This window comes from Streptomyces endocoffeicus (genome assembly GCF_016741935.1).
GTDB lineage: Bacteria > Actinomycetota > Actinomycetes > Streptomycetales > Streptomycetaceae > Streptomyces > Streptomyces endocoffeicus.
Window position 1 is genome coordinate 1,223,600 of record NZ_JAERRG010000001.1, and the last position, 13,523, is coordinate 1,237,122.

The following is a 13,523-nucleotide window of genomic DNA, read 5'->3' on the forward strand; positions in this document are numbered from 1 at the left end:
CCGCTAGATGTCGAACGAAGAGAAGCTGCTCGACCACCTCAAGTGGGTCACGGCCGAGTTGCGCCAGACCCGTGAGCGTCTGCGGGAGGCCGAGTCCGCCGAGCCGGAGCCTATCGCGATCGTGGGCATGGCCTGCCGCTATCCGGGCGGGGTGCGGTCGCCGGAGGAGCTGTGGCGGCTGGTGCGGGACGGCGAGGACGCCGTCTCCGGCTTTCCCGCGGACCGGGGTTGGGGCGTTGAGGAGCTGTTTGACCCGGATCCCGAAAGCTACGGGAAGTCGTATGTGGACCAGGGCGGATTCTGTTACGACGCGACCGAGTTCGACGCGGCCTTCTTCGACATCAGTCCCCGCGAGGCCCAGGCCATGGACCCGCAGCAGCGGCTGCTGCTGGAGACCGCGTGGGAGGCGTTCGAACGCGCCGGGCTCAACCGGGCGTCGCTGGGCGGCAGCAACACCGGGGTGTTCGCCGGGGTCGGTTCGCATGACTATCTGTCGGTCATCGGCGACATCACGAGCGAGGTGGAGGGGTACGTCGGGCCCGGGAACCTCGGCAGTGTGGTGTCCGGCCGGGTGGCATACTCGCTCGGCCTGGAGGGGCCCGCGGTCACGGTGGACACCGCGTGTTCCTCGTCGCTGGTCGCCATTCATCTGGCGTGTCAGGCCCTGCGCAGCGGCGAATGCGATCTGGCCCTGGCCGGTGGGGTGGCCGTGATGGCGACGCCCGGCGCGTTCATCGAGTTCTCCCGGCAGCGTGGCATGGCCCCCGACGGCCGCTGCAAGCCGTTCGCGGCGGCCGCCGATGGCACCGGATGGGGTGAGGGCGCCGGGTTGATCGTCCTGGAGCGCCTGTGTGAGGCGCGGCGCCGCAACCGCCGTGTCCTCGGGGTGATCCGGGGTTCCGCGGTCAACCAGGACGGAGCCAGCAATGGTCTTACGGCGCCGAACGGGCCCTCGCAGCAGCGGGTGATCCGGCAGGCCCTGGCCAACGCGCAGCTGTCCACGGCCGAGGTGGACGCGGTCGACGGACACGGCACCGGGACCACCCTGGGCGATCCGATCGAGGCGCAGGCGCTGCTGGCCACGTACGGCCAGGGCAGGCCGGAGGACCGGCCGCTGTGGCTGGGCTCGATCAAATCCAACCTGGGGCACACGCAGGCCGCCGCCGGTGCGGCCAGTGTGATCAAGATGGTGATGGCGATGCGGCACGAACTGCTGCCCGCCTCGCTGCACATCGACGAGCCGACACCACACGCCGACTGGGGGTCGGGGGCGGTACGGCTGCTGACCGAGCCGGTCGCGTGGCCGCGTGGGGAGCGTCCGCGCCGGGCCGGTGTGTCCGCGTTCGGGATCTCCGGTACGAACGCCCATCTCATCCTGGAGCAGGCACCCGCCCCCGCCGAAACGCCATCCGTCGCAACGGTGCCGGCCGACGGCGACAGCGACGGCGTGTCGGCTGGTGGTGTGGTGCCGTGGGTGGTGTCTGGACGTGGCGCTGAGGCATTGCGCGGTCAGGCACAGGCACTCGCCGATCGCGTGGCCGCCGCCCCCGAAGCATCAGCGGCGGAAGTCGGCTGGTCGCTGATTGCCACCCGGTCCGTCTTCGACCACCGCGCCGTCATCATCGGCGAACACCGCGACCAACTCCTGACCGGACTCAACGCCCTCGCCACCGGCAACACCCACCCCACCATCATCGAACCAAACACCACCACCAGCGGCGGCATGGGCCCGGTCCTGGTCTTCCCCGGCCAGGGCTCCCAATGGCTCGGCATGGGCGCCGGACTCCTGGCCACCTCCCCCGCCTTCGCCACCCGCGTAACCGAATGCGAACAAGCCCTCACCCCGCATGTGGACTGGTCCCTGACCGAAGTCCTGCGCGGCGGAATCAACGCCACAGACCTCGCCCGCGTCGACGTCGTCCAGCCAGTCCTCTGGGCCGTCATGGTCTCCCTCGCCGCCGTATGGGACCACCACGGCGTCACCCCCACCGCCGTCGTCGGCCACAGCCAAGGCGAAATCGCCGCCGCCTGCGTCGCCGGAGCCCTCTCCCTCGACGAAGGCGCCCGCATCGTCGCCCTCCGCGCCCACGCCCTCCGCCGCCTCGCCGGCCACGGCGCCATGGCCTCCCTCACCCTCAGCCAAAACCAGACACAGGAATTCCTCGCCAAACTCGGCGAAGATGCCCACAACGTAGGCCTCGCCGCCGTCAACGGACCCGGGTCCGTGGTCGTCTCCGGACCACCGGACCAGGTCGCCCACGCCGTCACCGCATGCGAACAAACAGGCCACCGCGCCCGACTCATCGACGTGGACTACGCCTCCCACAGCGCCCAAGTGGATGCCATCGCCGAGGAGTTGCGGGAGGTGCTGTCGGGGATCGAGCCCGTCCAGGCGGAGGTGGCGTTCTACTCGACCGTCACCGGCACCCGCATGGACACCAGCGAGCTCGACACCACGTACTGGGTCAAGAACCTCCGCGAACGAGTACGCTTCGCCGACGCCGTACGAGCGCTCCTCGACGACGGCCACCGCGTATTCATCGAAGCCAGCACCCACCCCGTCCTCACCATCGGCATGCAGGAGACCTTCGAGGAAGCCGGTGTGCCCGCGGCCGCGGTGCCGACCCTGCGCCGGGACCACGGCGACCACGCCCAGTTGATGCGCTCGGTGGCGCAGGCGTTCACCGCCGGAGTCACCGTCGACTGGACCCGCTGGTTCCGCACCGACCCCACACCCCGCGTCATCGACCTGCCCACCTACGCCTTCCAGCGGCGCCGGTACTGGCTGGACGGGCGGGGTGGCCACAGTGGCGACCCGGGCGACCTCGGGCTGGGGTCCGCGGAGCATCCGCTGCTCGGCGCCGCCGTGGAACTCGCGGAGGGCGGCGCCCATCTGCTGACCGGCCGGCTGTCGCCGCGGACCCATCCGTGGCTGAACGACCACCGGGTGCTGGACACCGTCCTGCTGCCGGGCACCGCCTTCGCCGAACTCGCCCTGCACGCGGCCGCGCGGACCGGCTGTGACCATGTGGCGGAGCTGACCCTGCACGCACCATTGGTGATTCCGCAGGGCGAGGCGGTCGATGTGCAGATCGCCGTGGCCGCTCCCGATCACACCGGTGAGCGTCCGATCACGGTGCATTCACGGCCGGCGGCCGACACCGGGGACACGGCCTGGACCCGGCATGCCACCGGGGCGCTCGCCACCACCGCCGCATCCAACTCCCCTGCTCTGCCCGGCGCTTGGCCGCCTCCAGGGGCGACACCGCTCCCCGTCGAGGACTTCTACCAGCGACTCGCCGACCACGGATACCACTACGGACCGTCCTTCCAGGGCCTCACCGCCGCGTGGCGACTGGACGGCGACATCTACGCCGAGGTGTCCCTGCCCGAGGGGGAGCGCGAGGGCGCGGCCGCGTACGGCATCCATCCCGCCCTGTTCGACGCCGCGCTGCACGCCCGTGCCCTGGACGTCGCCCCCGACTCCGAGGACGCGCACCGGATCCTGCTCCCGTTCACCTGGAGCGGTCTGCGGCTGCGCGCCACCGGCGCGGACACCCTGCGGATCCGCATCACCCCGACGGCATCGGACCGCCTCACCCTGTTCGCGGCCGATCCAACCGGCGCGCCGGTGGCCGTCGTGAACGATCTGATGCTGCGTCCGGTGCCGGACGGGCGGTTGGGCCGGGCCCGTGCGGCGGGCAGGAACTCGCTGTTCCAGCTGGCCTGGACGCGGATGACACCGGTCGAGGGCGCCCCGGCATGCCGTTCAGCCGTGATCGGCCCGGACGGCGGTCCGCTGGCCGAGGCGCTGCCCGACGCCTCCCACCTCCCGGATCTGGCCGCCGTGCGGGCGGCGGTGGCGAGCGGGGCCCCGGCCCCCGATGTGGTGTTCGCCTTCTTCGGCTCTTCCGCCGATGGCCGGTGCGATCCGATGGAGCGCGCCCATGACCTGAGCAGGGAGGCCCTCGGGGTGTTGCGGGAGTTCCTCGTCGCTCCCGAATGCGCCGACGCCCGGTTGGCGGTGGTCACCCGTGGGGCGGTCGCCCCGCAGAGTCATGACGATGTCCACGATCTGCCTGCCTCCGCCGTGTGGGGTCTGGTGCGCAGCGCCCAGTCGGAGAGCCCCGGCCGGGTCCTGCTGCTCGACCTCGACGCACGGGACGACTCGCTACGAGCCCTGTCCGACGCCGTGGCCTCGGGCGAGCCCCAGCTGGCGCTGCGCGACGGGGTGGCGTACGTACCGCGACTCGTCCACGACGACGCGGCCAAGCGGCTCACCCCGCCGGAGGGGTCGGCCACGTGGCGTCTGGGGTTGACGGGCCACGGCAGCCTGGATCAGCTGGCGCTGGTGGACTGCCCGGACAACACCCGCCCGCTGGACCGGGGCGAGGTCCGGGTGGCACTTCGGGCGGGCGGGGTGAACTTCCATGACGTCGTCGTGGCGCTGGGCATGGTGGAGGACCCCAGGCCACTGGGCGGCGACGGTGCGGGCGTGGTCGTCGAAGTGGGGCCGGACACCGATGAGTTCGCGGTGGGCGACCGGGTCATGGGCCTGTTCAACGGCACCGGGTCGCTGGTGGTCACCGACGTCCGGATGATCACCGGGATCCCCACGGGGTGGTCCTACGCGCAGGCGGCCACCACACCGTCCGCCTTCCTCACGGCCTACTACGGTCTCGCCGATCTCGCGGGGCTGCGGGCCGGGGAGAAGCTGCTGCTGCACGCGGCCACCGGTGGGGTGGGACTGGCGGCCGTGCAGCTGGCTCGCCACTGGGAGGCCGAGGTGTTCGCCACGGCGGGACCCGCGAAGTGGCACGCCCTGCGGGAGCGCGGTTTCGACGACCGCCACATCGCCTCCTCGCGCACCCTCGACTTCGAGGAGGGGTTCCGTGCCGCCGCCGGATCCGTCGATGTGGTGCTCAACTCCCTGGCCGGTGACTTCATGGACGCGTCCTTGCGGCTGCTGGCCCCCGGCGGTCGCTTCATCGACATGGGCCGGACGGACGTCCGCGACCCCGAGGAGGTCGGCGCCCGGTATCCGGGGGTCGGCTATCGCGCGTTCGACCTGGTCGGCGGCGCGGGTCCGGACCGTATCCAGCGGATGCTGGCCGAGTTGTCGACGCTGTTCGAGAACGGGACGCTGCAACCGCTGCCGACCACGCTGTGGGACATCCGCAGGGCCCCCGAGGCGTTTCGTTACTTCAGCCAGGCCCGCCACATCGGCAAGATCGTCCTGACGCTCCCGACCGTCCTCGACCCGGAGGGCACGGTCCTCATCACCGGTGGCACGGGCACCCTCGGCGCCGCCACCGCCCGCCATCTGGTGGCCCACCACGGCGTACGGCGGCTGCTGCTCATCAGCCGCCGGGGACTCGACGCCCCGGGGGCCACGGAGCTGGCGGCCGAGCTGACCGAGCTCGGCGCGCACGTTTCCATCGTGGCGTGTGACGCGGCCGACCGGGCCGCCCTGGCCAAACTGCTGGAGACCGTTCCCGACCGCCATCCGCTCACCGCCGTCGTCCACGCCTCCGGGCTGCTGCGCGATGCCACCGTCGAGGCACTCACGCCCGATCAGCTCGATGAGGTGCTGCGGGCGAAGGCCGACGCGGCGTGGAATCTGCATGAACTCACCCGCGACGCCGGGCTGTCGGCGTTCGTGTTGTTCTCCGCGGCGGCCGGGCTGCTGGGCGCCGCGGGCCAGGGCAACTACGCGGCGGGCAACGCCTTCCTGGACGCGCTCGCCGTGCACCGCCATGCCCAGGGCCTGCCCGCCACCTCCCTGGCCTGGGGGTACTGGGCCCAGGCCACCGGCATGACCGGGGGAATGACCGACACCGACCGGGCACGGCTGGCGCGGGCCGGGATGGTGGGACTGGAGACCGAACAGGGTCTCGCACTGCTCGACATCGCGCTCGACAGCGGCCTGCCGACCCTTGCGCCCATCCGGCTCGACCTGGCCACCATGCGGCGTGAGGCCCATGCCGACGATCTGCCGCCCCTCTTCAGGAGCCTCGTACGCGGCGCCGCCCCGCAGGCGGCCACCGGAGCCGTCGCCTCGGGCGGGGCGGCACCGGCGGAGGTGTTCTCCGCCATGTCCGGGGAGGACCGCCAGCAGGCGCTCCTGAAGCTGGTGCGCAACGCCACGGCGACGGTGCTGGGCCATGACACGGCGGATGCCATCCACCCCGCCCAGAACTTCCGGGAGCTGGGCTTCGACTCGCTGACCGCCGTGGAGCTGCGCAACCGGCTGGGCGCCGCCACCGGTCTCCGGCTGCCCGCCACGCTGGTCTTCGACCACCCCACGCCCACCGCGGTGGTGCGTCTGCTGGAGGAGCTCCTGGCCCCGGCCGGGACGGCGTCGGCGGACTCGCTCCTCACCGGCCTCGACTCCCTCGACGCCGCCTTGACCGGGGGGATCACCGACCGGGAGCAACGGGCCCGGATCGCGGCGCGGCTGCGCGAACTGCTGCGCAAGGCGGACGGCCCGTGGCAGGACGCGGACGGCGACGACGACGCCGAGGAGGATCTGGCGTCGGCCAGCGACGAGGAGTTGTTCCGGGCGCTCGACAACGAGCTGACCGTCCCCTCCGACGACGGTCTCCGATGAATTCAGGACCGATGAATCAGGACCACTGGACCAGGACCGCTGGACCAGGACCGCTGGACCAGGACCGCTGAATCAGGACAGCCGTGACGATCGGGTTGATGCGATATGACGGATGACGAGAAGCTCCGCAGCTATCTCAAGCGGGCGACCGCCGATCTGCGTCTGGCCAGGCGGCAGTTGCGCGAGGTCGAGGACCGCGCCCGGGAGCCCATCGCCATCGTCGGGATGGCCTGCCACTTCCCCGGCGATGTGGCGACCCCCGAGGACCTGTGGCGGGTGGTGGACGAGGGCGTGGACGTCATCTCCTCGTTTCCCGAGGACCGTGGCTGGGACCTGGAGAACCTCTACGACCCGGATCCGGAGCACGCCGGTACCAGCAGCGCCCGCGAGGGCGGATTTCTGCGCGATGTGGCCGACTTCGACGCCGAGTTCTTCGGGATCAGCCCGCGTGAGGCCGCGGCGATGGATCCGCAGCAGCGGCTGCTGCTGGAGACGGCGTGGGAGGCGTTCGAGCGCGCGGGGCTCACGCGGGAGGCGCTGAGCGGCAGTGCCACCGGAGTGTTCGCCGGGGTGGACTCGTACCACTATCTGTCGCTGATCGGCCAGACGACGAGCGACTCGGCGGGCTATGTGGCCACCGGGAACCTCGGCAGCGTGGTCTCGGGCCGGGTGTCGTACTCGTTCGGCCTGGAGGGGCCCGCGGTCACGGTGGACACGGCGTGCTCGTCGTCACTGGTGGCCACGCACCTGGCGGTGCAGGCGCTGCGGCAGGACGAGTGCACGCTGGCGCTCGCGGGCGGAGTGACGGTGATGGCCACACCCGGTGGGTTCACCGAGTTCTCGCGTCAGCGCGCGCTCTCCCCGGACGGTCGGTGCAAGGCGTTCGCCGCGGCCGCCGACGGCACGGGCTTCTCCGAGGGCGTCGGTCTGGTGCTGCTGGAGCGGCTGTCGGACGCGCGGCGCAACGGGCACCGGGTGCTCGCGGTGATCCGGGGCTCGGCGGTCAACCAGGATGGTGCGTCGAATGGTCTTACGGCGCCGAACGGGCCCTCGCAGCAACGGGTGATCCGGCAGGCCCTGGTCAACGCGGGGCTGTCGCCGTCCGAGGTGGACGCGGTGGAGGCGCACGGTACGGGCACGACGCTGGGCGACCCCATCGAGGCGCAGGCGCTGCTGGCCACGTACGGAAAGGACCGGCCGGAGGACCGGCCGCTGTGGCTGGGCTCCATCAAGTCCAACATCGGGCATACGCAGGCCGCCGCCGGGGTGGCGAGCATCATCAAGATGGTGCAGGCCCTGCGGCATGAGGTGCTCCCCGTCTCGCTGCACATCGACGAGCCGACACCGCATGTGGACTGGGGTGCGGGCGAGGTACGGCTGCTGACCGAACCGGTCGAGTGGACGGCGAACGGACGGCCGCGCCGTGTGGGGGTGTCGTCGTTCGGCATCAGCGGTACGAACGCCCATCTCATCCTGGAGCAGGCACCCGAACCGGCCGAGGTCGCCCCCGCGCTGGACACGTCGGGGAGCGGTGTTGCGGCGGGTGGTGTGGTGCCGTGGGTGGTCTCCGGGCGTGGTGCTGAGGCATTGCGCGGTCAGGCACGGGCACTGGCCGAGCGGGTGGCCACCGCCCCCGAAGCATCAGCGGCGGAAGTCGGCTGGTCGCTGATCGCCACCCGGTCCGTCTTCGACCACCGCGCCGTCATCATCGGCGAACACCGCGACCAACTCCTGACCGGACTCAACGCCCTCGCCACCGGCAACACCCACCCCACCATCATCGAACCAACCACCACCACCAGCGGCGGCATGGGCCCGGTCCTGGTCTTCCCCGGCCAGGGCTCCCAATGGCTCGGCATGGGCGCCGGACTCCTGGCCACCTCCCCCGCCTTCGCCACCCGCGTAACCGAATGCGAACAAGCCCTCACCCCGCATGTGGACTGGTCCCTGACCGAAGTCCTGCGCGGCGGAATCAACGCCACAGACCTCGCCCGCGTCGACGTCGTCCAGCCAGTCCTCTGGGCCGTCATGGTCTCCCTCGCCGCCGTATGGGACCACCACGGCGTCACCCCCACCGCCGTCGTCGGCCACAGCCAAGGCGAAATCGCCGCCGCCTGCGTCGCCGGAGCCCTCTCCCTCGACGAAGGCGCCCGCATCGTCGCCCTCCGCGCCCACGCCCTCCGCCGCCTCGCCGGCCACGGCGCCATGGCCTCCCTCACCCTCAGCCAAAACCAGGCACAGGAGTTCCTCGCCAAACTCGGCGAAGATGCCCACAACGTAGGCCTCGCCGCCGTCAATGGACCCGGGTCCGTGGTGGTCTCCGGACCACCGGACCAGGTCGCCCACGCCGTCACCGCATGCGAACAAACAGGCCACCGCGCCCGACTCATCGACGTCGACTACGCCTCCCACAGCGCCCAAGTCGACGAAATCGCAGCCGAGTTGAACGAGCTCCTGGCCGGGGTCAAGCCGGTGCCGGGCCAGGTGGCGTTCTACTCGACCGTCACCGGCACCCGCATGGACACCAGCGAGCTCGACACCGCGTACTGGGTCAAGAACCTCCGTGAACGAGTACGCTTCGCCGACGCCGTACGAGCACTCCTCGACGACGGCCACCGCGTATTCATCGAAGCCAGCACCCACCCCGTCCTCACCATCGGCATGCAGGAAAGCATCGAGGAGGCGGGGGTCGACGCGGTCACCATCCCTACCCTGCGGCGCGACCACGGTGGACCGGCCCAGCTGGCACGGTCCGTGGCGCAGGCGTTCACCGCCGGAGTCCCCGTCGACTGGACCCGTTGGTTCCGCACCGACCCCACACCCCGCGTCATCGACCTGCCCACCTACGCCTTCCAGCGTGAGCGGTACTGGCTGGACGGAGAGGGCGGGCCGGGTGGCGACCCGGCCGATCTGGGGCTGACGGCCGCCGGGCATCCGCTGCTCGGCGCGGCCGTGGAGCTCGCCGACGGCACCACTCACGTGCTCACCGGCCGGATCTCCACCCGGTCCCATCCATGGCTCGCCGAGCATGTGGTGGCGGGTGCGGTGCTGGCGCCGGGCGCGATGCTGGTGGAGTGGGCGCTGCGGGCGGCCGACGAGGTCGGCTGCGGCGGGGTGGAGGAGCTGGCGCTGCAGGTTCCGCTGGCGCTGCCCGAGTCCGGTGGGCTGCGGGTGCAGGTGGTGGTGGGTGCCGCGGCGGAGGATGGGCGGCGTGAGGTGCGGATGTACTCACGTCCCGACCGCCCCGACCGCCCCGACCGCCCCGACGGCGTCGGGCATCCCGACGGGTCCAACGGCGTCGGCCACGCCCTGGCCCTCGATTCCGGCCTGGACGCGGGGTGGGTGTGTCATGCGGTGGGCGTGCTCGCGCCCGCCGCCGACGCCCCCGCCCCGGTGGAGGGCCTGGGCGGGGCATGGCCGCCGCCGGGCGCGGAGCCGCTGGACGTCGGCGCCTTCTACGAGCAGGTGATGGCGGCGGGGTACGGATACGGCCCGGCGTACCAGGGCCTGACGGCCGCATGGCGCCAGGGCGGGGATGTCCTCGCCGAGGTGGCACTGCCCGATGCCGCGGGAGGCCGGGACGGATTCGGCATCCATCCGGTGCTGCTGGACGCGGCACTGCATCCGTCGCTGCTGATGGACCGGCCCGAGGGGCAGGAGGACGACGACCAGGTGTGGTTGCCGTTCGCCTGGAACGGCGTGTCCCTGTGGGCCACCGAGGCGGCCACCGTACGGGTCCGGCTGTCGCGGGACGAGGAGCGGCAGTCGCTGCGCCTCACGGTGGCGGACACGGTGGGCGCGCCGGTGCTGACGGTCGACTCGCTGGTGACCCGTCCTGCCGCGACGGACCGGCCGCGCACGGCCGCCCGTGCCGTGGACGGGCTGTTCACCCTCGACTGGACGCCACTGCCCGCTCCGGCCACCGCGCCGTCCCCCACCTCGGTGGTCGGCGACGGCGGTTGGGTGGTGCTGGGCGAGGACCGGCTGGGGCTGGCGGAGCCGGTCCAGGCGGACACGGGCGATGCCATGGCGTGCCACCCGGACCTGGAGGCGCTGATCGAGGCCGTCAACGCGGGCGAGCCCGCCCCTGCCGTCGTCCTGGCCCATCCGTACGCCGCCGAGGGTGACCACGGGGACGGGCTGGGGGCGACCGAGGAGCTGCTGGGCCTGGTGCAGTCCTGGCTGCGGCGCCCGGCGCTGGCCGACACACGGCTGGTGGTCGTCACACGGGGCGCGGTGGCGGCGGCCCATCCCGGCATGGACACCGATGACACCGATGACACCCATGACACCGAAGACGCCAATAGCGCCGACGACACCGACGCCATCGCACTGGACCCGTCCGGTGCCGGAGCGTGGGGGCTGATCCGCAGCGCCCAGTCGGAGAACCCGGGCCGGTTTGTGCTGCTCGACCTCGCCGAGGGCCGGGAGGACCACGAGGGCCGCCAGGGCCTCGTGGAGGCCGTGGTGCGCGCGATCGACGCGCATGAGCCCCAGGTGGCGGTGCGGGACGGACGGGTGCTGGTGCCCCGGATGGTCCGCGCGACGGCCGCCCCCAGCCCGGCCACGGAGGGTCAGGACGAGCGGCGAACCGCCGGACTCGACGCCGAGGGCACCGTGCTGATCACGGGTGGCACCGGAACTCTGGGCGCTCAGGTCGCCGAACACCTGGTGCGCACATGGGGCGTCAGGCATCTGCTGCTGGTGAGCCGGAGCGGCCCGGAGGCCGCCGGCGCCGATGAACTCACCGACCGGCTCGCCGAGTTGGGGGCTCAGGTACGGATCACCGCGACCGATGTCACCGACCCGGACGCGGTGGCCGATCTGGTGGCCGGGGTCGATCCCGCGCATCCGCTGACCGGTGTGGTCCACGCGGCCGGGGTGCTGGACGACGCCGTCCTCACCACCCAGACCCCGGAGCGGCTGGCGCGGGTGTGGCGTCCGAAGGCCACGGCCGCGGCCCATCTGCACGCCGCGACCGCGGAGCTGCCGCTGTCCCTGTTTGTGATGTTCTCCTCCACGGCGGGCACACTGGGCGCCTCGGGGCAGTCCAACTACGCCGCGGCGAACGCCTATTGCGACGCCCTGGCCGCCCGGCGCCGCGCCCTCGGCCTGCCGGGGCTTTCGGTGGCGTGGGGCCTGTGGGCCGACGCCAGCGGGATGACCGGGCATCTGGGGGAGACGGACCGGGCCAGGATGAGCCGGTCGGGCATCGGGGCGATGTCCGGCGAGCGGGCGCTGGGGCTGCTGGACGCCGCCGTGCGCCACGGCCACCACCATCTGATCGCCATCGACCTGGACGTACGGGCACTGGCGGGCCAGCCGGCGCTCACCCTGCCCGCTCCGCTGCGGGCGCTCACCGGTGGCGGTACGGCCCGGCGTACCGCGGCCACGGCCCGGCCGCACACCGACTGGGCCGGTCATCTGGCCGCGCTGCCGGTGGAGGAGCAGCGCCGTACGCTGCTCAATCTGGTCCTCACCCATGCCGCGGCGGCGCTGGGCCACTCCGACCCGGGGCGGATCCAGACCGAGCGCGGCTTCCTGGAGCTCGGCTTCGACTCGCTGACCGCGATCGAGCTGCGCAACAGGCTGACGGCCGTGACCGGGCTGCGGCTGGCCACCACCCTTATCTTCGACCACCCGAATCCGGCCGCGCTCGCCGTCCATCTGCATGCGGAATTGGCGCCCGAGGAGGTGGATCCGCTTCCCCCGGTGCTGGGTGAAATCGACAGGCTGGAAAGCGCGCTGCTTTCCGTGGCCCAGGACGAGACGGCGCATGCGGCGCTGCTGAAGCGCCTTCAGTCCACGCTGTCGAAACTGGGCGCCCTGCACGGCGGCGGGACGGAGGAGGGCCAAGCGGCCGGCCGTATTCAGGACGCCACGGCCGACGAGATCTTCCAGTTCATCGACCAGGACCTGGGCCGAAGCGAAAGCGACGGAGAGCACGCGCATGGGGGCACACGGTGATTGATGAGCGAAGCCGGAAGAAGCTCATTCTCGAGCACAGCCGCCGGATGAACGCCGCGGATATCGATGGGCTTCTCGAACTCTACGCGGACGAGGTCACGTTCGAGGATCCGGTCGGATCGGGGCGCAGGACCGGGCGGGACGCCCTTCGGGCGCATTTCGAGGAGCTCGCCGCGGCGGGTATCTCCGAGATTCCCGGTGAGCCGGTCGCGGGGCAGGACGGGGTGCATGTCCTGGTGCCGGTGACGGCCACCATGGACTATCTGCCCAAAGGCCCCGGATTCGCCGAGCGCGGCTGGCTGACGGCCCCGGACGCCCCGGAGAACTCCCGCATCACCTGGGACTACGTCCTGATGATGCGCGCGGGGGCCGGCGGCCTCATTCAGGAACTGCAGATGTTCTGGGGGAGGTCGGACATTGGTATCACCGGCTGATCCCCGACAACCCCCGCACCGCACAGGAGGCGTTCATGGCCGATGAGGCGACCCTCAAGAGGATGGCTCTGGAATACGCGCGGCGCATGAACGAGGGTGATGTCGAGGCCGTATTGGAGCTGTTCTCGGACGACATCGTCTTCGAGGACCCGGTCGGCGCGCCCCCGCTCATCGGAAAGGACGCGCTTCGCGAACACATCGCCTGGTCCATCGAATGCCAGGTGCATGAGACCCCGGGTCGTCCGGTCACTTCCATGGACGGCCGCAGGGTGGCGGTGCCGACCACGGTCACGGTGTACGCGCCGGCCAAACTCACCTTCAGCATCATCGGCGTGATCGAGCTCGGTGATGACGGTCTGGTCCATCACGCCCAGGCGTTCTGGGGCATCACGGATACGAAAGTGGGCGACGGCCCCGAACTCACCGGTGTCGCGCATTTCATGGCGGTCACCCAGAACCTCGCCAAGATGGTCCAGGCCAAGGGCAGCCCCAGTCCGATGGGAAAGCCGTAA

General features: G+C 71.7%; 3 protein-coding genes and 1 pseudogene. All 4 read left to right on the forward strand.

Annotation, left to right across the window (positions count from 1 at the left end):
• Positions 1-46: 46 nt before the first annotated feature.
• A pseudogene (locus tag JK364_RS04770) lies at positions 47-6,610 on the forward strand (type I polyketide synthase); the annotation flags it as partial.
• 105 nt (positions 6,611-6,715) lie between these two features.
• A complete protein-coding gene (locus JK364_RS04775; RefSeq protein WP_201847777.1) occupies positions 6,716-12,577 on the forward strand; it encodes a type I polyketide synthase in 5,862 nt (1,953 codons plus the stop codon).
• 47 nt (positions 12,578-12,624) lie between these two features.
• Complete coding sequence (locus JK364_RS04780) at positions 12,625-13,011, forward strand: nuclear transport factor 2 family protein (protein WP_230991302.1); 387 nt, start codon at positions 12,625-12,627, stop codon at positions 13,009-13,011.
• 35 nt (positions 13,012-13,046) lie between these two features.
• Positions 13,047-13,523 (forward strand): nuclear transport factor 2 family protein, encoded by a 477-nt coding sequence (locus tag JK364_RS04785; RefSeq protein WP_201847781.1) that lies wholly within the window; start codon positions 13,047-13,049, stop codon positions 13,521-13,523.